At 64.0% G+C, this 19,097-nt stretch carries 17 protein-coding genes; 14 read left to right on the forward strand and 3 right to left on the reverse strand.

Annotation, left to right across the window (positions count from 1 at the left end):
* The first annotated feature begins 34 nt into the window (after positions 1–34).
* The gene (locus tag AX672_RS10195) at positions 35–1,276 is read left to right on the forward strand and encodes a glutamate carboxypeptidase (protein WP_066651027.1); all 1,242 of its coding nucleotides are present in this window, start codon (positions 35–37) and stop codon (positions 1,274–1,276) included.
* Between the two features lie 7 nt (positions 1,277–1,283).
* Here AX672_RS10195 and AX672_RS10200 read toward each other — a convergent pair whose 3' ends face one another.
* Both AX672_RS10200 and AX672_RS10205 read right to left on the reverse strand, forming a co-directional pair.
* Positions 1,284–1,859 (reverse strand): hypothetical protein, encoded by a 576-nt coding sequence (locus AX672_RS10200; RefSeq protein ID WP_066651028.1) that lies wholly within the window; start codon positions 1,857–1,859, stop codon positions 1,284–1,286.
* Complete coding sequence (locus tag AX672_RS10205; RefSeq protein WP_168727426.1) at positions 1,856–2,428, reverse strand: sigma-70 family RNA polymerase sigma factor; 573 nt, start codon at positions 2,426–2,428, stop codon at positions 1,856–1,858. The genes AX672_RS10200 and AX672_RS10205 overlap by 4 nt, the downstream gene beginning before the upstream one ends.
* 159 nt (positions 2,429–2,587) lie before the next feature.
* On the opposite strand from AX672_RS10205, the gene AX672_RS10210 reads away from it, so the two are divergent.
* From AX672_RS10210 to AX672_RS10260, 11 genes are all read left to right on the forward strand, one after another.
* Positions 2,588–4,204: a caspase family protein gene (locus AX672_RS10210; protein WP_066651030.1), complete on the forward strand. Its 1,617-nt coding sequence runs from the start codon at positions 2,588–2,590 to the stop codon at positions 4,202–4,204.
* Positions 4,205–4,411: 207 nt separating this feature from the next.
* Positions 4,412–4,804 (forward strand): hypothetical protein, encoded by a 393-nt coding sequence (locus tag AX672_RS10215; protein WP_168727427.1) that lies wholly within the window; start codon positions 4,412–4,414, stop codon positions 4,802–4,804.
* The gene (locus AX672_RS10220) at positions 4,801–5,646 is read left to right on the forward strand and encodes a hypothetical protein (protein WP_066651032.1); all 846 of its coding nucleotides are present in this window, start codon (positions 4,801–4,803) and stop codon (positions 5,644–5,646) included. The genes AX672_RS10215 and AX672_RS10220 overlap by 4 nt, the downstream gene beginning before the upstream one ends.
* 81 nt (positions 5,647–5,727) lie before the next feature.
* The gene (locus tag AX672_RS10225; protein ID WP_066651033.1) at positions 5,728–7,182 is read left to right on the forward strand and encodes a caspase family protein; all 1,455 of its coding nucleotides are present in this window, start codon (positions 5,728–5,730) and stop codon (positions 7,180–7,182) included.
* A 22-nt stretch (positions 7,183–7,204) separates the two neighbouring features.
* A complete protein-coding gene (locus AX672_RS10230; protein ID WP_066651034.1) occupies positions 7,205–8,986 on the forward strand; it encodes a DUF3160 domain-containing protein in 1,782 nt (593 codons plus the stop codon).
* Positions 8,983–10,638: a caspase family protein gene (locus AX672_RS10235; protein WP_082730488.1), complete on the forward strand. Its 1,656-nt coding sequence runs from the start codon at positions 8,983–8,985 to the stop codon at positions 10,636–10,638. The genes AX672_RS10230 and AX672_RS10235 overlap by 4 nt, the downstream gene beginning before the upstream one ends.
* The gene (locus tag AX672_RS10240) at positions 10,638–11,444 is read left to right on the forward strand and encodes an OmpA family protein (RefSeq protein WP_202189303.1); all 807 of its coding nucleotides are present in this window, start codon (positions 10,638–10,640) and stop codon (positions 11,442–11,444) included. The genes AX672_RS10235 and AX672_RS10240 overlap by 1 nt, the downstream gene beginning before the upstream one ends.
* Complete coding sequence (locus AX672_RS10245) at positions 11,441–12,895, forward strand: S8 family serine peptidase (protein ID WP_066651037.1); 1,455 nt, start codon at positions 11,441–11,443, stop codon at positions 12,893–12,895. The genes AX672_RS10240 and AX672_RS10245 overlap by 4 nt, the downstream gene beginning before the upstream one ends.
* A 163-nt stretch (positions 12,896–13,058) precedes the next feature.
* Complete coding sequence (locus tag AX672_RS10250; protein WP_066651038.1) at positions 13,059–13,994, forward strand: hypothetical protein; 936 nt, start codon at positions 13,059–13,061, stop codon at positions 13,992–13,994.
* Positions 13,995–14,192: 198 nt separating this feature from the next.
* The gene (locus AX672_RS10255) at positions 14,193–15,383 is read left to right on the forward strand and encodes a caspase family protein (protein ID WP_082730490.1); all 1,191 of its coding nucleotides are present in this window, start codon (positions 14,193–14,195) and stop codon (positions 15,381–15,383) included.
* An 11-nt stretch (positions 15,384–15,394) separates the two neighbouring features.
* Positions 15,395–16,432, forward strand: a complete 1,038-nt coding sequence (locus AX672_RS10260; RefSeq protein WP_066651040.1) for a hypothetical protein — start codon at positions 15,395–15,397, stop codon at positions 16,430–16,432.
* Positions 16,433–16,550: 118 nt separating this feature from the next.
* Here AX672_RS10260 and AX672_RS10265 read toward each other — a convergent pair whose 3' ends face one another.
* Positions 16,551–18,047, reverse strand: a complete 1,497-nt coding sequence (locus tag AX672_RS10265) for a replicative DNA helicase (RefSeq protein ID WP_066651041.1) — start codon at positions 18,045–18,047, stop codon at positions 16,551–16,553.
* Positions 18,048–18,165: 118 nt separating this feature from the next.
* Here AX672_RS10265 and AX672_RS10270 point away from each other — a divergent pair, with 118 nt between their 5' ends.
* On the forward strand, positions 18,166–18,648 hold the full coding sequence (locus tag AX672_RS10270) for a UPF0262 family protein (protein ID WP_066651042.1): 483 nt from the start codon (positions 18,166–18,168) through the stop codon (positions 18,646–18,648).
* A 1-nt stretch (position 18,649) separates the two neighbouring features.
* Complete coding sequence (locus AX672_RS10275) at positions 18,650–19,093, forward strand: cytidine deaminase (protein ID WP_066651043.1); 444 nt, start codon at positions 18,650–18,652, stop codon at positions 19,091–19,093.
* The last annotated feature ends 4 nt before the right edge of the window (positions 19,094–19,097 follow it).

Consider the following 19,097-nt stretch of genomic DNA (forward strand, 5'->3'; position numbering starts at 1 on the left):
ACTTCGCGCTCATTCTTGCTGCCCGGGATTTGTCATGCGCTTGACTGCTTTGCTGCTTGCTTCTGCTGTTATTGCAACCCCGGCCCTTGCCGCGCCAAAGGGGCAGGCGCTCGCGGTATATCAGACCGCCGAAGAGCTGCGCGCCGAGCAGCTCAGCCTGATCGAACGCCTCGTCAACATCGATTCGGGCACTGGCGACAAGAGCGGCGGCCAAAAGGCGCAGGAGCTGATCGCCGAACAACTCCGAGCGCTTGGCATGGAAGTGACGCTCATCCCGTCCGAAAACCCCGCCTATCCCGATAATCTGGTTGCGACGCTGAAAGGGCGCGGCAAGGGGCGCGTGCTGCTGATCGGGCATAGCGACACCGTTTTCGACCCCGGCACCGTCGCCAAGCGCCCGTTCCGCAGCGACGGCAAGCGCGCCTATGGCCCCGGCGTCGGCGACGAAAAGGGCGGCGTCGTCGAAGGCATCATGGCGATCAAGCTGCTGCAGCAACTGAAGATCGACGATTTCGCCTCGATCACTTTTCTGGTCGAAACATCGGAGGAGCGCGGGTCGCCGGGCACGCGCGGGCTGATCAACAAGCTGGTCGGCGGCGCCGACGTCGAACTCAATCTCGAACCCGGCGACGCCCCCGACACGCTAACGGTGTGGCGCAAGGGCAGCAATTCGTTCGATATCACCGTCAAGGGTCGCCCCGCCCATGCCGGGGTCGCGCCGCAGCTCGGCCGCAATGCCGCGCTCGAGCTGATCCACCAGATCCAGCTTGCCGACAGCCTGCCCAAGGTCGGCGACGGCGTCACCGCGAACCTCACGCTGATGAAGGCGGGCAGCCGCTACAACATCATTCCCGAAGACGCCTCGGCGACGTTCAATGTCCGCATTCGCGAAAAGGCGCAGGGCGACGCGGTCGACGCGCAGTTCCGCAAGAATGCGGCGACCACGGTGATCCCCGACACGGTGGTGAGCGTGAAGCGCGAGATCAGCTATCCGCCGCTGCCCGACAATCCCCAGACGCAGGCGCTCGCGACGCTCGCCGAGCGCATTTATGGCGAACTCGGTCGCCGGATCGCGCGCGGCGGCAATGGCGGCGCGTCCGAATCGGCGATGGCTTATGAAGGCGGCGTCGCAGCACTCGACGGGCTCGGGCCGATCGGCGGCGGCTTCCATTCGGAGGACGAGTTCATTGAGCTCGATTCGCTGACGCCGCGGCTTTACCTGCTCGCGCGGCTGATCATCGAAACGGGCAAGAACCCGCCCGCGCGTCGGCAATAGCGGCGCGCTAGCGGCGGGGAGCCCCGCCGGAAGCAATTTCCAGCACCGGCGATTGCTCGCGGGTCGCCGCCACCGGCTCGATCACTGGCCGACACCGATCGCCGACCACCGGGTCAAGGGCGTGAAAGATCGTGCGCGCGCGCGCCGTGCGCAGTGCTGCCTCGCCCCCCGAAACGAGCCGGACAGTCGTTCCCTTGGCGCACAGATCAACCTGCGCCGCGACGGCGTCGAGCGCCGTCTCGATCCTGGGCGTCAAGGCAGCGCTGTCGGCATCGAAGGCCAATTCGACGCGCACACCGGTCGGCGTGTTCGGGATGTTGGGCTGAACGCCCCCATCGGCGGCGATCACCTCGCCGCCCGGCTGATCGCCCCCCCGGTACGGACCGAAGGCAAAGCCGATCGCGACCAGCGCAATGCTTGCCGCAATCGCCGACGGCAGCCAGCGCGACGACCGCGATGGCGGCGCGCTGTTCGCGGCGGCCTTCAGGATGCGCCGGTCGGTGAGTTGGAGCGGTGCGATGCCTTCGTCGGCCTCGCGCATCACCGCTTTCCACCAATCCTCGTTGGGCTCGCGCATGGTCATGCCAACCCCATACAGTTTTTCAGCTTGGCCGTCGCATAGCGAAAGCGGCTCCGCGCGGCCTCAGCGGATGATTGGGTAACGACGGCGATTTCGCTCCATTCCATGTCCTGCTGCGTGCGCAGGACAAAGGCCTCGCGCTGCTCATCGGGCAGCGTCGGCAGACAGCGCTTGAACGCGGCGAGATATTGGTTGACGAGCGCCAGATCAAACGTGTCCTCGACCTCGTCGGCGATCTCGTAATGGGTTTCGGTCAGCGTGATCGTAGGCGCGCGGCGCCCCGCCTTGCGAGCGGAATCGATCATCCGGCTGCGCGCGATCGAAAACAGCCAGGTACCAAAGCGCGCCCGGGGTTCGTATGACTTTCTGTGCTGTATGACCGTCATCCACGTTTCCTGAAAAACTTCTTCCGCCCAAGCTCTGTCCCGCGTCATGTGTGTCAACGAACACAACAGTCGCACTTTCCACAGCGCATAAAGCCGCGCGAACGACCGTTCGTCGCCATTTTGCCAAGCGAGGAACAGACGAACGCCTTCATCGTGCAGATAGTCCGCTGGATCAGCTTCCGACACACTTGCCCCCTTCAACGTCAGCCACGTCGCAACCGGCTATAGCATTGAAAAAATCGGGCGCCATTTTCCAAAAAAATATCAACGGCCTTCGACCGAATTGAACGCTGCTGGCGTTTTCTGATAGCAATCGCGACACATTGCGGGGGACTCGGGGCAGTGATGAAAGCATTGAGCTGGGGCATCGGACACTTGATTTTGTGGGCCTGCCTTGCAGTCTTCGCGGCAGGATCGGCGCATGCCGAAAAGCGGATCGCGCTGGTGATTGCCAATGAAGCCTATACCGCGCCCAACCTCGGCCGCTTGCCGGGAACCAAGGTTGATGCGCAACGGATCGCCTCCGCGCTCGTCAGGGCAGGTTTCCCCGCCCCCCGCGTCGTAACCGACGTCAACCGCGACGCGCTGCGCGCTGCCGTCCGCAACTTTGTGCGCCAGCTGGCGGAGGCAGGGCCGGATGCCGTCGGCTTTTTCTATTATTCGGGGCATGGCATCGCCGATTCGCGCCGCGGTCAGAATTATCTGATCCCGATCGATGCCAATATCACCACCGCCGCCGAACTGCCGCTGGCCGCCGAGCCGCTGGATGAAGCGCTCGACGCCATCGAAGGCGCAGGCGTGCGTGCGGTGTTTGTCGTGATCGACGCGTGCCGCAGCACGCCGACGTCAATGACTCGCGGCAGCAAGGGCTTGCTGCCGACACGCGGGCGCACCGATACGCTTGTCGCGTTTGCGACTGCGCCGGGCGAGACGGCGGCCGACGATGGCCTTTATTCACGGGTGTTGGCTGAAGAGCTGGTCAGGCCCGGCGCGAACAGCGTCACCTTGTTCGCACAGGTCCAGCAAGCGGTTGCACGGGCGACCGGTCGCCGGCAGATCCCGCAGTTCCTCAGCAGCCTGGTCGATCCGGTGCAGTTTGTGCCGGTCGCCTATCAACCGCCTGTTACCGCGCCGGTCGTTACGACGACGGCTGCGACGGCCGATGCCTATGCCAGAGCGCAATTGGCAGAATGTGACCGGCTGACGAAGCAGCCAGCGTTTAACGCCATCTCGCCCGCGCTTGCTATCCCGGCATGTACCCGGGCTGTTACCGCCACTCCGGGGTCGCAGGCGGCGCAGCTTGGTCTGGGGTTGGCCTATCACAAAGCGGGAAATTACGTCGAGGCGAAGCGATGGTATGAGTTCGCTGTCGCGACAGGCAACTCAACCGCGATGAACAACCTAGCCGTATTGTATGAGAACAGCTTGGGCGTGACGCGCGATTACGCGACGGCGAAACGGCTGTATGAACGAGCCGCTGCGCTAGGCAATATCACGGCGATGCGCGGACTAGGCGCCCTGTATAATTTGGGCCGGGGCGTGCCGATCGATTATGTCACGGCGCGAGGCTGGTATGAAAAGGCCGCGGCCAAAGGCGATGCTGCGTCGATGTACAATCTCGGACTCCTCTACGACAAGGGCAACGGCGTCACCCAAGATTATGTTGCGGCGCGGCGCTGGTACGAACAGGCGGCGGCCAAGGGCGATCACCCCGCCATGAACAATCTCGGTGTGCTCTACGGATCGGGCCGAGGTGTACCGAAAGACTATACCATAGCGCGCCAGTGGTATGAGAAAGCGGCCGCCAACGGCAGTCCCCTGGCGATGAAAAACCTCGGTCAATATTATCAGTTTGGCTACGGCGTCGTGATTGACCTCGCCGCGGCGCGGCGCTGGTACGAAAAGGCCGCCAGCCTCGGCAACGCAGATGCCAAAGATCAGCTTGCCAAGCTCCCGAAGTAGCAAGCCGTTCCGCTACAACTCTCGTGCGCCGTCGCATTCGACCGGCTCAGCGGACAGGATGGGAATTTTCGACCAGGAAAATCGGTTGCGCCGCGCTGCAACGCTGCCGAGCAGCAAATTGATTACACCCAAACTAACCGTTTCGCCGGAAAGCTTCGTTCTTCATACTGTGGCTTCCAACCAACATGGCAAGAGGGGCACTGAACAATGAAAAAATCAATTCTCGCTGCAGCGATCCTGACGGCAACGATTTCGGGCTGCGCTACTGACCAAGGCGGAATGCCGGACAGCAAGGCCATCGTCGGTTCTGGCGCCCGCTTCGCGTCGGTTGAAGGCAAGCAATTCTATCTGTTCCAGCCAGGATTCACCTGCATCGCGCCGATTCCCGGCTCGGCGCCGATGCCGAGCTGGGTCGATCGGATCGAAGTCATCGAGGGCAAGCTGATCCGCTGGGGCAGCCGCTGCAACAACGAAGGGCTGACACTGCCCGCGGCTGAACTCGCCGACGCCAAGCTCGGTGCCGACCAAACGCTGGTGATCGCCGGCAAGACCTATCGTGTATCGGCTCAACCGGAAAAAGAAGCGGAGGGGATGAAATGACCCGCAAAATTGCCTTGCTGGCCGCGCTGCTCGTCGGCATCGCCGCCCCCCTTACCGCGCAGGAAGCCGGCCAGAGCGACCAGCTCAGCGCTGACGGCGGCCCGATCAACATGTCGGACCGCCAATCGAAAGCGGCGTCGCTGCGATCCGCCGAATGGACCACACACGTCATCCCGGTCTGCTGGCTCAACCCGCTCCCCGAAGACGAGGCCAACCGCGCGATTGTGCGAGATGCCGTCCGCATCCTTTGGGAGAAGGCAGCAAACATCCAGATCGTTGGATGGCAACAGTGCAAGGTCGGTGAGCGCGCGGTTCGCATCCTGGTCGGCGACAACGAATGGCCGCGCGCCATCGTCGGGAACAATGCGCTGAGCAGCGAACGCCCGACGATGTACCTGAACTTCAACCTCGCGCGCAAAGCCGGCTTCAACGCCTGCGCTGGCCGGGAGGAACGTTGCCTGCGCTTCACCGCCGGACATGAATTCGGGCATATGCTGGGGCTGGTCCATGAACAGGACCGTGGCGACACGCCTGCCGAATGCATCGCCCGGCTGGGGGGGCAGCGTACCCAGCGCAGCGACAATGATATACGGTTGCTGACCGGCTATGACCCCAATTCGATCATGAACTATTGCAGCACGCTGCGCTGGGACCCCAGCAAGCCGCTGGACCTGAGCCCCGACGACGCGTTTGCCATTCGTGTGCTGTTTGGCAACCCGGTCACCGTGGCGGATGAACGCCGGCCTGATCCCAATCGCACGGTCAGCGAGCCCGACAACAACGATACAAGGCGCCAGCCGCGCCGTCGTCGTTCCGACCTGCCGGTGTTCAATCCCAACTGATCGGTTAACCGGGATGGCCGAACGCGACGTTCAATCAAATGTGGTGGAAATTTTCGCCTGTTCCAGGGGAGGTTTGGTGAAATGCTCGTCGATCGGAAAAAGCGCGCGTGGCTTGCGGGGTTGCTTGGGGGGATCAGCCTGGCGTGCGTTGCGCCGCCCGCGCATGCCGCCGACAAGGCCCTGCTGATCGGTGTGGGCAAATTCATTCATGATCCGAAGTCGAATCTTCCCGGCATCGACCTGGATGTCGCGATCATGCAAGGTGTTGCCAAGCGGCTTGGCTATGCCGAGATCAAGACCCTGCGCGACACCGACGCAACACGGGCCGCTATGCTCGACGCGCTCAAGCGGTTGCTGGTGACCGAGGCAAGCCCGAACGATCGCGTGATGATTTATTTTTCGGGCCATGGGACGGGCGTAGCCGATGGATCGGATGACGAGGACGATGGCCAGGACGAGGCGCTTGTCGCGTCGGACGTCCAGGCGACGCGCCGCGCCGACGGCACCCCGGAACTCCGCGGCGTGGTGATCGACGACGAAATCGCCGATCTGCTCGCCAAGGCGACTGTCAAGTCGGTCATCATGATCATCGACTCTTGCCATAGCGGCACGGTCGACAAGGCAGTCGAGTTCGGTCGCCCGGTGCTCGGCACGACGCAAGGCACGAAGAAGCTGTTCTTCTGGCCGGGCTTCCGTCCCGGTCGCAGCGGCAAGGGGTTTGCCCCCGCCGCGCGGCCGAATGGCGGCGGCGCGACCAAGGCCTATGTGTCGCTGACCGCGGCTGGCGATGACCAGTCCGCCATTGCAACGCGCGCGGGCAGCGTTTTCACGGTTGGCGTCGAACAGGCGATCGCAAAATATTCGGCCGGGGGGACGATCACCCCGCGGCAGGTCGTCGATGCCGCCGCCAAGTACATCGCGGCCGAAGTGTCGCCGAACGAGCGGTTCACGCCCGAAGTGCACGGCACGGCAGCGCTGATCGACGCGCCGATCACCCTGTCGCGCACGTCGGCGGGCGGCGGACCGAACTGGACCGAAGTTGCCGCAATCGTCGATCGGTTGCCGGGTATCGACATCACCGGGCTGCGCGATCGCTACGTCGACGGGCAGGAGCTGTCGATGACGCTCAATCTCCCGAGTTCGGGCTATCTGAACGTCATTGCCGTCAATCCGGACGATACGGTGACCCTGTTGTTCCCCAACCATTTGCAGCCTGACAACCGCGTCGAGGCCGGGAAATTCGCCCTGCCGGGCGGTGTCACCGCAGCGGGTGGGCAAGAGCTCTATTTTCCGGTGGTTGCCCCCTATGGCAAGACCATGGTGGTCGCGATCGTGACCAAGCGCGAGACCAATTTGTTCAAGACTGCGGTCGATGCGAACGGCGGTTCGGGGCTGCGCACACCGTCGCTCGCCGCCGTGAAAGAACTGATCGCGACGGCCAGCAGCGAACGTGCGTTTGGGGTTGCTGCACGACCGAACGCCGCCGCCTGGGGTGCGAAGGCCGAAATGCTCACTTGTCGCGCAAGCGGGTGTTGAGGCCTCGTCGGGGAACCATGTAATGATCAACCGTCGCCAGTTCGGCAGCATGCTTGCCTGTGCGCCGCTAATCGGCATCGGCAGCCGCGTCGGCGCGGCGGTCGGCCCCACTGGCACGCCGGTCCCCGTCAAGCTTGCTCCCGACGTTGAGCTGCCTGCGTCGATCTTTGGCGCTTATGCGCTCAATCGTAGGGTCGGACGAGCCAATCTGATTACCGAGAGCTTTCTGGTTCACGCCATTGAGTTGAGCCGGCGCCGGGCGCAGATTGGCCATGAGGGCAAAGCGCTGGCGCCCGCGCTTACCTTGTGGATTGAAGGGCTGGCCGTCGCTGCGGCGAATGCGGCTTCATCGGATCTGGTCCGCGATTTCATCGCGGTGCTGCTGGCGCTGTCCAAGGGCGTGCCACCGCCAGCCGACCGACCAAAGGCCATTGCGGAAGTCGCCGCCATCAAGGCTGCCGATGCGATCGGCGCCAGCGCCGTCACCGCGCTGCCGCTCGATTTCACGCAGTTCAAGGTGCGCGGCCACTATGCGGGCGACGTGGCGCTTGAGCGCTATTTCCAAAGCTATCGCTATGCCGCTGCGCTGGCCTTTCTATTGGTCCCGGCAAAGGCCACGGGCGTTTCCGCCCAGCGCGCGCGCCTGCTCGGCGATGCAGCGGTTGCAATGTCCCGCCTCGCCACCTCACCGGCAGTGCGCCCCCTCACCGAGCGCCTGTTCGGCTTGATCGAACAAAGTTTCGGCGCGGCCGAGGATTTTGGCCCGCTCGACCTGCCCGCCGCGATCGCTGACCCCGCCGTGCGCGACCACTGGATCGCCAATGCAGCCGTGCTCGAACGCGTACCGTCCGTGGTCGATGTCCTGTACGATTCGCGAAAATTGCGCGGCAGGGATCCGTCAGCAATCGCGATCAGCTGGCGGCTGCTGCCCGGTCGTCGCCTGGCCGACGTCGCCGCGCTCCAGCGGTTGACCTACCCGTCGACCGGGGTGTGGCAGGGCACGTCGGCTGAACTACCCTTTGATGCCGGCCAGATCGGGCCAAGGACTGCCAAGGCCTATGTCACGCTCGATGACATCTTTGCCCTGACAAGCGCCACGTCGGGCGATGTTCTGCCCTTTGACGGCCTGCAGAACGCGCTGATTGCCCAGCGGGCAGCACTACTTCACCCGACCGATGCATCGGCGCCGGTGGTGCGATTGCTGCGTGCGGGAAATAGCGAAGCTCAGCCGGGCGCCTTTCGCCAACAGGCGCTGGCGGCCGCCTATGTCCACTATCGGCACGGAATGGCGCTTGTTGCCAAGCAAAGCTACGCGCCGGCTGACAAATCGTTCCGGTTGCCGCAGCCGCGCGCCGGAGCCGTGCTGGCATCAACCCCCGATTTCATCCGCACCCTGGCAAGCTATGTGAATGCGCAGTCGCGGCGTTTTGACGATCCGGCCTGGCGCGATTGGCTGGCCGTACTCGACCATCTCGAAGACATCGCTTATGCGCAGGCGCGCGGGCAGATTGGCGATATGAAATCCGATAATGTGCTCAACGATCTCGATCTGCGCCTTCGGGATCTGGTCGATCCCGACCATGACCACCCGATCGTTACCGACATTCATTCGGTCCCGGCGGAGGGGAAGGTTGTCGAGATCGGCCTCGGCCGCCCGGTTGCGGTGGCCGCCGGGAACGCCGTGGGCGCTATTTTGCCGGTTTGCCAGTTCAAGCACCCGATGGCCGACCGGATGTCCGACGATCAGTGGGCCACGGCGCTCACCACCCAACCGCTGAACGCATTTCTGTGGAAGCCGCTATGAAGCTGCGACTCTTTTCGGCAATTGCCCTGTCAGTTTGTGCCGCCCTCCCCGCCGAGCCAGTGAACGCAAAGACCGTCGCGTTGCTGATCGGCGTATCGACCTATCAGGACCGGAACATTCCGCCATTGACGGGCGTGGCCTATGATGTGCCCGGCGTCGAGACGCTGTTGCGCACAAAGATGCAAGCCGCGCCGCAGGACATCCACAAGCTGATCGACGAGGCAGCGACCTACAGCAATATCGTCGCCGAACTCAGGCAGTTGAAGCAACGCAGCGCGCCGGGTGATACGGTGGTGATCTATTTCTCGGGCCACGGGACCAGCGCCCGGGCGGAGGGCAATGACGTCCTGCGCCTGCCACTGGGGACCAGCGCTTTCATCCCCTATGACTTCGATCTGGCCAACCGCCGCCCGGCGGTCGAGCAGATGATCACCGGCCGTCTCCATTTGCTGCCGCTTGCGCTCAAGCCGCTCGATGATGGTGGCCGCAATGTCATCCTCATCGCCGACAGTTGCTATTCGGGCAACATCGTCCGCAGCGTGAATGGCGTGACCTCGCGCTATCTGCCGATCGGCGACGGTGAGCCCAGCCCACGCACGCTTGCCGAGGCCAATGTCGAGGCTGCACCCTATCCTTATCGCCGCGTCGTGATGATTTCGGCCAGCGCGGATACCGAAAAAGCTGCGGACCTATCCAATCCGAAACTCACGCCGACGCTGACCGGCAAACCGCAGGGGGCATTGACCGACGCACTGATCGGCGCGTTCGACGGCAAGATTGCGACCGATTATAACGGTGACGGCAAGGTCAGCTTCGTGGAATTGCAGCGCGCGATCCGTGAGAGTCTTGCGGAGCGCAAGCATCTGCAATCGCCGCAAATTCTGCCGTCGATCGATCAGGATCCCGATGGCGTGACCTTTGGCGAGGTGCCGGGACTGGTCGCGAGGCCGGTCGCGCATGCGCAAACGCAGGCGCGCATTGTCGTCGCCACACCCAATGGCGCGACCGACCTGATCGCCGCGCTTCGGCAAACCAGCGATTTCACCGTCGGCGAGACTGGCGCTGAATTTTCTCTCGCTCGGGGCGCGGGGCCCAATCTGTTCAACTTGCGCAACCGCGCGGGCGACATAATCGTCGCCGATGCACCGCTCGACGCCGTATTCGAACGGCTTCGGGCCGGCGCCTGGGCAAGCCGTATCGTGGCGCGCGCACAGGCACGGATCGACTTGTTCGCCGATACCCAACCAGTCAACAAGGGCGGCAGCTTCGTAATCGGTCAGGACAAGCTTCGGCTTGCCGTCAAGGCCGACAAGAACGTCCATTATCTGGTAGTCAATGTCGATCCGAAGGGTCGGCTGGTCACATTATGGCCGACGAGCCGGAACGAGAATGTCGAGCTGCCAGCGAGGACGCTGCGGACGATTCCCGATGCTCCGATTGCAGCCGCCGATCCGGCGGGGCTCGATCACGCGATCGTCCTGGCGTTCGCCGAACCGCCGCCCGGGGTTGATCAATGGTATGACCTCAACAGCCAGTTCGGCAGCGCGCAAGGCATCCAGTTCGCGCAGTGGCTCGCCATGCTGAGAACGCCTTATGCCGCGACGAGCCTCGACATCCGGACCATCCCGGCCTCCGCGGGTGTCAAAAAATGATGTCCCGGCTTGTCGCAATTGCGTTGATGCTCTGCGTCGGCGTGCCAAGTGCCGCACGCGCGTCATGCGACGACGCATTTCGCGGGATGTCGGCGCCCGATGCCGGCGACGCGGTGTCGCTGTACCAAGCAGCGCTTTCAGCGATGCGCGCCGACCAGATGGACCGGGCGGAGAGCCTGTTGCTGAGCAGCTATGCGAAAATCGGCGGGCTTACCGGGCCGGGCCGACCGGTTCTCGAAATTCAGGTGATCGCTCGCCTCGCCGAAGTCGCAGTGCAGCGCCGCAAGCTTGAGGATGCCTATTTCCGCATGCTCGTGCTGCGCACTCGGGTCGAACAGAGCGGGGCGCGCCCAGCCTGGGTCGACAAGGTGCTGCGCTATGTCGATGCGGCGACGACCGAAGTACCGTTCAATATCAGAATCGAGCCGCAATATCGAAGCTGCCGCGCCTTTGGCGTTGCGCCCCGGCTGGCGATCCGCATCCTGTTCGATACTGACAGCGTTATTATCGACGATGCGGCGCGCGCCCAACTGTCGCGGGTTGCCGCCAATCTGGCTGCCGACCGCCCCAACAAGGTGATCGTTCGCGGTCACACCGACGCGCGCGGCACCGACGAGCACAATCTTGCCCTGTCGCTGCGGCGCGCAAATGTTGTGGTCGCGCTGCTCACCGTGCTGCAGCCGTCACTCGCGGGGCATTTGGTTGCCGAAGGCGCGGGCAAGCGCGAACCGCTCTATCCCGCTGACGATGATGAAGCCTATCGGCTCAACCGGCGCGTCGAATTCAGCCTGGTGGCGCGGCAATGAAACGGGTCGGCGTGGTTGTCCTCGCGCTTCTGGCCGGCACGGCCAGTTCGGCCCAAGTGATCAGCCCGCGCCTGCGGCTCGACGTCGAACGCAAATCACCTGAGCCGATCTCCGTCCAGCTCTGGCTGAAGGAGGGCGCGGCGCCCCCGGCCGACGCGATCGAGGTCGGGCCACAACTCTTTCTTGGCGCCTATCCGGTGTCGGATATCGAAGCCTTGGCGGCATCGGGGGCTGCCGAATATATTGCCCCGTCGGACGCCATCGAAGCGCCGCAGCCCGAAGCGGACGAGGCGCTCGCCACTGCGGCATCGGGCGAGCCAAGCGACGGATTTGCCAAAGCGCTGCCCCGATGGCCGACCTCTACCGGCCGCGGAACGACGATCGGCATCATCGACTTCGGCCGCCCGCCAGCGCTGCCCGCGATCGTTGCAACACGCAGTTTCGGCATTGGCGGCCGAAGCGATCATTTCGCGCAGGTTGCCCAGATCATCCATCGGCTTGCCCCCGATGCGCAAATTCTGGCCGCCAGCCTGTCCCCCACGCAGGCGACAAGCACCGATGTCGCGCGCGCCGCAGAATGGCTGGCGGCGCAAGGCGCCCAGATCATCACCTTCTCGGGCGTTTCCTATCTTGGCCGACGCGACGGCCAAGCCCCGCTCGACCGCGTGGTCGATCGGCTGGCGCGGCGCAATATCCTGTGGGTGGCCGCAGCCGGCAACGAAGCGCAGCGAAGCTGGTCGGGATGGACCGACCAGCAGACCCGCGACGGCCTGCTCGAGGTGGCGCCCGGCCTGGCATCGATCGCGATTACGTCGCCCGGTGGCACGATCAACGTCGCCGTGACCTGGGACGAGTGGGGGTGGAGCGGCGCCCCGCGCGGCGGCTGGGATGTCGACGCGGTGCTGAAGGACAGCTCGGGGCGTGAAGTCATTGCCGCGCGGACCCGCCGCGCGGCGATCGGCGAGCCGGTTGAAACGCTCTCGGCCCGAAATCTTCCGGCAGGCGTGTATCGGCTCGAACTACCGGTTCGGGGCAGCGGCGCGCCGGTCCGCGTCCGAGTAGTGACCACGGGGTCGGTTACCGCCATCAACCCGTCGGTGCCGAGCGAGACGGTCGGCAGCCCGGCTACAGCGGTCGGCGCGCTGGCCGTCGGTGCCGTCGCATCGCCGCGCTTCACCACCTCCCCCTACACTGGCCAGGGGCCAACGGCCGATCGCCGACCCAAGCCCGATATCGCAGCGCTGGCCAGCGCCGGCAACGGCACGGTCGGCACATCCTATGCTGCGCCGCGCATCGCTGCGCTGGCCGCCTGCTTGATTGCCGAGCAGCCCAATCTGACGGTCGCCGCGCTGCGAGCGCGCCTTGCGGCTTATGCGCAGCCTGTGGCCGGGCGGCGGACGCTGTTGGGGGAGGCAAGGCTATGGGTCGATACCCGCGCGCGCGAGCGATGACGATGCCCCTGCCCCATGACCTTTCCCGCACCATCTGCGCTGAGAGCAAGCTACCGCAATCACTCTCGAAAATGAAAAACGAGCTTGATACTAACCGATCCAAATTGAGTGAGCGTTTACCCCATTGTCCGGAGCAACACCGGCACGCACGAGGAGAACAACCGTGACAAGCAAATCATTGATTGCCAGCCTGTTGATCGGCGCGAGCTTCGCCACCGCTGGCGGCGTTTACGCTCAGACGGCACCGCAGCAAAAGGCGATCCGCGTTGCCGGCGATGCGACACCGGTCGCCGAAAAGCTCGAACTGACGGTTCGGGCGACAAAGGGCCGCTATGCGGTCAACGAGCCGATCAAGCTCAAGGTCAAGGTCAACGCCGACGCCTATCTCTATATCTCGACCCGCAACAAGGATGGCGAATCGGTTCTGCTGTCGCCCGCCGCAAACGGCGCGCTGATCCGCGTCAAGGCCGGGAACCAGACGATCGACCCGAAGCTGATCGGCGATGCGGCTGGCACCGAAGAACTGACGTTGATCGCATCGTCCGCCGATCTCGGTCTCGCCGGGCTGACCGCGAAGACCTTTGACAAGCAATTGCAGAGCAAGGGCATCCGCATTGCCGGCGAAGTGCCGCGCAACAAGCCGCCGACGGGGGTTTCGGTGTCGGATCCGGTCAAGGTGAAGGTCAAGATCGCCAATGACGATGAAGCCGGCAATGCCGACGGGATCGCGCTGGTTAGCACCGACAAGCGCCGCTACGCGGTCGGCGACGACGTCCGGATCGCTTACGGGGTGAGCAAGCCAGGCTGGGTGCATCTGTTCGTCGTCTATCCGGACGGCAACATCGACGATGTGCTCAAGGAAAAGTTCGACCAGGCCGGTGTGAAGACCGTGACGGCCGAGATCACCGAACCGGCCGGCCGGCAGAGCCTGGTTGCCGTCTGGACGGCCAATGGCGATCTGAGCGCGGAATCGATGAGCGCGGCTGGCTTCGGCAAATCGACCGAAACGACTGCCGCCAAGGGCATCAAGCTGCGCGAGCAGAAGCCCGAAGCCAAGCCTTCGGTTACGGCAACCGACGTCGACGTGACCGCCCAATAACCGGCACGATCGGGTTCGTCCCCGATGGACGAACCCGATCGCCAACGGGATTCAGCCGCACGGTCCCGCAACAATAAAGTGCGTGGGACTGGTAAACAGCGATTAAGTGAAGCTAATATCGCGGGGCGAATCACGCCGAAATGACAAATCGCCACGCGCCGGGTCTGGGCAGTCCGAGCGTAAACGGGGGGACGTGGAATGGACCGACTCGCTAATGCTTCGGCCAATGCGTCAGCATGGCCGTCTTTCCTGCGATGGTTACGCGCCACCGGCCTCGCTGCATTATTGCTGCTCGTGCCCGAAGCTGCAATCGCGGGCAAACGTCTCGCTCTGGTAATCGGAATTACGCAATACAGGTCGGTGCCATCGCTGGCCAATCCTGCACGCGATGCCGCCAAGGTGGCGCAGGCGCTCCGCTCGGTCAATTTCGAGGTGACCGAGCTGACCCAGTCTTCGCAGGTCAACCGGACCGAGCTGTTGACGGCAATCACTGCATTCAAGCGTGCCGCCGTCGGTGCCGAGGCTGCGATCATCTATTATGCCGGTCACGGCGTTCAGGTGGGCGCAAAGAACTGGCTGTTGCCGTCCGACGTCCAGGCCGAAACCCCTGACGAGATCGAAGCTTCGGCGGTCGCGTCGAGCTATCTGATCAACGCGGTCAGCGGCGCCACGAAGGTGCGGCTCGTCATTCTCGACGCCTGTCGCGACAATCCGTTCGCCGACACGCCGGGCTGGTCGAGTGGTGGTCGATCGCTCGACAAGACGCGGGGTCTGGTCCGCGAGACGAACCTGCCACCCAGCGTGGTCGTGCTGCTGGCGACCCAGCCGGGCGCCAAGGCCAGCGATGGTGCCGGCGCATCGAACAGTCCCTTCGCGCTGGCATTGGCCAGCGTGATCCCGACCGAGGGGTTGCCAATCGGCTTTCTTCCCAGCGCGGTTCTGCGCGCGATGAAGCGGATGACGGGCATTGATCAGCGCCCCGATGCGGCGGGGATTTTCGATGAAGAGAGTTGGGCCTTCCGCCCCGGCTCCGGCGCGGCAATCGCCGTTCGGCCGACGCCAAGCGTGACCGAAGTGCCCGGCGCCATCCCTGGCGGCGCTGGTGTCGCAAACGTGTCGGGGGATGCAGCCGATGGCTTTGGTCTCGTCCTGGTACCGCGGCCCGATGGCAAGCCCGGCGTGCTGGTTTCCCGGGTCAGCGCGACATCGCCGTTCTTCGGGAAAGTATATCCCAACGACGCCATTCTGAAACTCAACGGGGTGCCGCCACAAGGCCCGTCGAGCATTGTCGACGCGCTGACCCAGGATAACCGGGCGTCGGTTCTGATCGAAAGAAACGGCAACCCGATTTCTCGCACGCTCGAAATCCAGAAACGAATTGACGAATAAAGGGGCATGAAATGCGCTTCAGTTTGCTGAACGACATCGCAAGGACGATCCGCCTCGCCTGGTTTCGCAGGCTCACCCTCTTGGCCGCATCGCTGATGATTGGCGTCGCGCCGGCTGCGGCGCAGATGCAATATACCTTCGATCAGCGGGTTTCCGGGGCCTACGACGCGGTCCAGAGCCTGCCGTCGATCGGGGTCCTCCCCTTTCGCGGTCAGGACGGGAACAATCTCGCTGCGGCTTTCGCCAGTGAACTGCAGGCGCTGCGGGTCGGTGACCGATCCCTCTTTGCCGTCCGCACCGAAGATTCGGGCGCCGCACCGGGCCGCGGCAAGGCCGCGGCAGATGTGACTTTCGTGCGGGCCGCAGGCGCTCGCTTGGGCGTCAAGGGCGTGCTGTGGGGGGATGTCGTTTCCGCGACCGTCGCGTCGTCGAATTACACCGGCTCGAAAACCGTGTGCAAGGGGCTGATGACGGATTGCCGCGACGTGTCGATCGCCTGCACCAAGTTTCAGGGCAGTTACACGGTCAACGCCGCGATCTATGACGTTGATACCGGCAGAATTTTGTACACCAAGCAGCTGAAGAAGGACTCCATTACCGATGTCTGCGGCGGCGAAGTGCAGAGCAGCAAGATCGTCCTCTTCGGCAAAGCCAAGCAGGTGGCCACCACGCCCGACAGCATCCTGACGGCATTGCGGCTCGAAATTGCCAAGGCTGTCGTTGCCGACTTCCAGCCGATGGTCCGCAAGGCGTCGGTCGCTTTCAAGAACAAGTTCCCCGAGTTCGACAAGGAAACGCAGGCCGTACTCATGAACGCGCTGGCACAACTCAAGTCGGGCCGCGCCGACAAGGCATGCGGCGCGTTTGAAGCACGCGGCAATGGGGTGAACACGACGCAGCTCAGCCTGCTGTTCAACCTGGCGGCCTGTGCCGAAGTTAACGGCAATATCAGGCTCGCACTCGAGCTCTATCAGTCATATGACAGCAAGATCACGGCAGTCGATCCGATGATCAACAACGCATTGCGGCGGTTGGGCGCGATCAAATAGCCGCATCGACTGACATTGGTCGGCGGGGTCAGCTTGCTGTACTTGGCAAACTGCCCCGCCGATCTTTCCGCAGCGGATTTCAGGCCGTGTGGACTGATCTGCCCGTCCGATGCGCCGCCTATTGAGGCCCGGCGTAGTCGCTGAACCGCGTAATCTCCGGCTCGAACACCATCTTCACGCTGCCGGTCGCGCCGTGGCGCTGCTTGGCGATGATCAGTTCGGACAGCCCCTCGACCGCCTTGATCCGCTGGCTCCATTCGTCGTGCTTCTGGCCGACCGAGGGCGCGCTGTCGGCCATCGGCTTGCTCGGCTCCTGCATCGCCAGATAATAATCCTCGCGATAGACGAACATCACGATGTCGGCGTCCTGTTCGATCGATCCCGATTCGCGCAGATCCGACAGCATCGGCTTCTTGTCTTCGCGGCTCTCGACCGCGCGGCTGAGCTGCGACAGCGCCAGCACCGACACGTTCAGATCCTTGGCCATCGTCTTCAGCCCGCGGCTGATTTCGGAGATTTCCTGCACGCGGTTGTCGCTCGCGCGCGCGCCGCTGCCGCTCAGCAGCTGGAGATAGTCGACCACCACCAGCCCGATCTCGTTCTTGTGCTTGCGCTGCAGCCGCCGCATCCGCGTGTGCAGCCCGCTGATCGACAGCCCGGCGGTGTCGTCGATGAACAGCGGCAGGTTCTGCAGCTCGATCGATGCCTGCACCAGCCGCTGCATCTCGGCACTGTTGAGCTTGCCCATGCGCAGTTTTTCGGAGCTGATCATCGACTGTTCGGCGAGAATGCGGGTCGCGAGCTGATCGGCCGACATTTCGAGGCTGAAAAACGCGACCTTGGTGCCGACCGAGCGATCGGGCGCGATGCCGTCGGCGATGTCGCGCATGTAGCGCTGCGCCGCGTTGAAGGCGATGTTGGTGGCAAGCGACGTCTTGCCCATGCCCGGGCGCCCGGCAAGGATCATCAGGTCCGACTTGTGCATACCGCCGGTCTTGACGTTGATCGATTCGAGCCCGGTGGTGATCCCCGACAGGCTGCCCCCGGCGTTCAGCGCACGCTCGGCCATCTTGACCGCGAGCGTCGCTGCCTGACCGAAGCTCTTGATCGCATTCTCGCTATTGCCCTCGGCAGCGACCTTGAACAGCGCTTCCTCGGCGAGTTCGACCTGCTTGCGCGGATTGACTTCCTCCGACGTGTCGGTCGCGCGCTCGACGAGGTCGCGGCCCACAGTCACCAGCGTGCGGAGCATCGCCAGATCATAGATCTGCGTTGCAAAATCGCGCGCGCCGATCAGCCCCGCGCCGCTGCCGGTCAGCTGCGCGAGATAGGCCGGCCCGCCGAGCGCGCGCATCCCCTCGTCCTCGGTGAACAGCGGGCGCAGCGTGACGGGCGTCGGGCGCATGTCTTCCTTACGCAGCCGCTTGATGGCGGCGAAGATGCGACCATGGACGGGTTCGAAGAAATGCTCCTCGGTCAGCCGATCGCCGATGTCGTCGGCGATCCGCTCGTCGAGCATCATTGCGCCCAGCAGCGCGGCTTCGGCCTCGACATTTTGCGGCAAGCTCTTGGGCACCGCGGCGAGCGGCGCGGGATTGACGGGTTGGGTAGCCATGCCGCCTTTTCGGCGCGCCTGCCCGCGCGATCAACCCGGCGCCACCAATCTGCGGTGGATAAGTCGCGCTTGCGCTTGCCCGTTGATTTGGCCGCAGCTTCGCCCGATAGGCTAAGCTATGGCCGATCCACGGATCATCGACGTCAAGCTCGACGAGCACACCATTTTGTGGCGCAGTGCCGATATCGAGCAGGAGCGGCGCATTGCGATCTTCGACCTGATCGAGGGCAATTATTTCAAGCCGTTGCGCGAACATCCCGACGGCTATGCCGGCCCCTATCGCATCGAGCTGAGCGTCGAGGAAGGTCGGCTGGGGATCGCGATCGCGCGCGAGGACGGTACGCCGCTCGAAACCTATATTCTCGGGCTCGGGCGGTTCCGGCGACCGATCAAGGATTATTTCGCGATCTGCGATAGCTATTATCAGGCGATCCGCGCCGCCACGCCGCAGCAAATCGAAACGATCGACATGGCGCGACGCGGGATCCACAACGAAGCCGCCGAGCTGCTGAAAGAGCGGCTGGAGGGCAAGATCGACATTGATTTCGATACCGCGCGGCGGCTGTTCACGCTGATCTGCGTGCTCCACATCAAGGGATGAAATGAGCGAAGCCGCCACCTTGATCGCTGCCGCCCGCGCCGCCGCCGCCCATGCCCATGCCCCCTATTCGCGCTTCCACGTCGGCGCGGCGTTGCTGCTGAGCGACGGCAGCATCGTCACCGGCGCGAACTTCGAGAATGCCAGCTACGGCCTGTCGCTCTGCGCCGAGACCGTGGCGGTCGCGACGGCGAGCGCGGCGGGGCGGCTGGCGGACATCGTCGCGGTCGGGGTGGTTGGCGGGATGATGGGGCCGGATGGCTTGCAGGGCACCGATCCGGTGACGCCGTGCGGACGCTGCCGCCAGATACTCAACGAAGCCGCGCAAATCGGCGGCCGCGATCTCGTGATCCACTGCGCTGGTGGCAGCGGCGATCGGGTAGCGACGTTTACGCTCTCCGAACTGCTGCCGCATGCGTTTGGCCCAGCGAATTTGGGGATGGTTTAGCGGG

This window comes from Sphingomonas sp. CCH10-B3 (assembly GCF_001556185.1).
GTDB lineage: Bacteria > Pseudomonadota > Alphaproteobacteria > Sphingomonadales > Sphingomonadaceae > Sphingomonas > Sphingomonas aquatica.